The 2,207-nt window shown below is 66.1% G+C and carries 2 protein-coding genes; both read left to right on the forward strand.

All coding sequences use genetic code 11. The features are described 5' to 3' along the window. Positions 1 to 895: 895 nt before the first annotated feature. Positions 896 to 1,096: a reverse transcriptase domain-containing protein gene (locus tag GUY59_RS48140; RefSeq protein ID WP_330849316.1), complete on the forward strand. Its 201-nt coding sequence runs from the start codon at positions 896 to 898 to the stop codon at positions 1,094 to 1,096. A 470-nt stretch (positions 1,097 to 1,566) separates the two neighbouring features. Continuing rightward, positions 1,567 to 2,172, forward strand: coding sequence for an RNA polymerase sigma factor (locus GUY59_RS46770; RefSeq protein ID WP_252375261.1), 606 nt, complete (start codon positions 1,567 to 1,569; stop codon positions 2,170 to 2,172). Positions 2,173 to 2,207 lie beyond the last annotated feature (35 nt).

The following is a 2,207-nucleotide window of genomic DNA, read 5'->3' on the forward strand; positions in this document are numbered from 1 at the left end:
GGCTGAAGAACCGCGATCTGGGCCGGGTTCCGCCGGCCCGATCTGAGCACGAGCAGTAACCGACGACGACATCAGGGGGTCACGATTCAGACGTCGTCAGGGGGTCAGGATTCGGCCGTCGTTGACACGGATGGGCCGGGTGCGGTGAGCGAGACGGGAAGGTATACGCGAGGAACCGGTGCCATTACGCCTTTTGACATGTCGCCAGCTCAAATCCGGTGGATATGGGTTGGAGGGCGGTGCGTGCCCGCTCCCTCATCACGGAGCGGGAAACTCTGGGTTCGGTCTTAACCGCTTGGGCACGGAGGCCATGGTGAAGAACTACGGCGTAGCCATGGCGATGCCGCAGGGGTATAGCCGTGTGCCTAACCCGTCGATCGGACAGCAGTGAACGTGGGAACCGCCCGTGGCCGCTCCCGGGCCTCATCCCCGCCAGGGGTGATGCGCGGGATAGGCGCGACGCAAGCCGAAGGCGCGGGCGGGACGGAGTCGCCGTAGTACTCGGAGGCCGGGAGAGCCGGTCACAAGGGGAAGGGCGGAAGCGTGCCAGACAAGGAAGGAATGCAATGTCCGAAGATGCGCTGGTGAACACCAGCGCCACGCGATGGCCGGATACTGATTCGGCTTTCGCCGCGGTACGGAGGATGCAGACCAAGTTGCACCACTGGCGACCGATGATCGAGGTCGCCGGTTCGGCGACTTGTTCAATCTCGTCTACGACCCGGCGTTTCTGGTCCATGCGGGAGCGCATAGCCGGCAACGCAGGGGCGCGGACTCCGGGGATCGATCGGGCCACGGTGGTGCAGATCGAGACCCCAGATCGGGGTCGAGGCGTTCCTGGGCCAGATTCGGGACTCTGTGGTCGGGCGAGTTCTCCCTGGTCGAAGTTCGGCAGGTGATGATTCCCAAGGCCAGCGGCAAGCTGCGCAATCTGGGCATCCCCACCGTCGCCGACCGGGTGGTCCAAGCCAGCCTCAAACAGGTACTCGAACCCATCTTTGAGGCGGACTTTCTGCCGTGCTCGTATGGGTTCCGTCCCAACCGGCGTGCGCACGATGCGATCGATGCCCACACTTGGGCCCGGTTGCTGCGCTGATCCGCCGCAAGTACGCGGGCAAGGCCCGCATAAGGATGCCCGAGTTCCGGCGTCGCTTCTGCGACACCGGCTGGAGAATCGCTCACCAGGGAGTCACCTTCACCGGCACATCCACTGTCTCGGTGAAGCGCTACCGCGCTCGAGGCGGCCACGCCGGTGCCTCGTGCACCCTCTGGCAGGAGCTCGTGCCCTTCACCCAGGCCGCAGGGACGGCGAGCACCTGTCCATGACGGCCAGTGCCTGCCTGGCTGTGCCTCATGACGGTGTGCCGACGGCGTCGTCGATAACCCGCTCGGACAGATGCGTGAACCAGCCAGTTCCGGAGCACGCGCGCGCCGCGGCAGGGCCGCCAGCTCCCTGCATCAGCCGAGGCCTCTCGGAATTCGAGGGGAAGGCGACGGCGGCCTTCGGGCAACAAGTGGTGACCGCTGTACCGCCGACGACAAGGTTCGTGTATGAAGGAGACCGACGTGGCAGCTCCCCAGAGCGTCGTACCACCGTGGCAGGACGACGCCACGGCGATCAAGCGGTCTTGGGACGAGCCCGACTGTTTCGGCACCGTCTTCGACGCCCACTACACGGAGATCCATCGGTACGCCTCACAGCGGCTCGGCCCGCACGCGGCCGACGACATCTGCGCCGAGACCTTCGTCCTGGCGTTCCGGCAACGTCATCGCTACGACGTGAGCCGCAGCAGCGCCCGGCCATGGCTCTACGGCATCGCGACCAACGTCATCAGCCGCCACCGGCGCGATGAGGTTCGCCTCTTACGCGCCATGAACCGGCTCCGCTCCGTATCGGAGTCCGCCGGCGGCCATGAGGACGCGGCGACCGAGAAGGTGAGCGCCGAAAGGCTGAAGGGGACGCTGGCCAAGGCCATCGCCGCCCTCCCCGCCGATCAACGCGACGTGCTGCTGCTGGTGTCGCTGTCGGGGCTCAGCTACGAAGAGGCGGCGCAGGCTCTGGACGTGCCCTTCGGCACGGTCTCCTCGCGGCTGAACCGGGCCCGCAAGAAACTACGCAAGGCGCTGGGTGGGAGCAACCCCCTGCTGGACGAGGAGGACATGCGTCGATGAACGACCTGGATCTCGTACGCGGACTGTATGACGAC

Origin of the sequence: Nonomuraea sp. K271, assembly GCF_009908215.1 — a bacterium.
GTDB lineage: Bacteria > Actinomycetota > Actinomycetes > Streptosporangiales > Streptosporangiaceae > Nonomuraea > Nonomuraea longispora.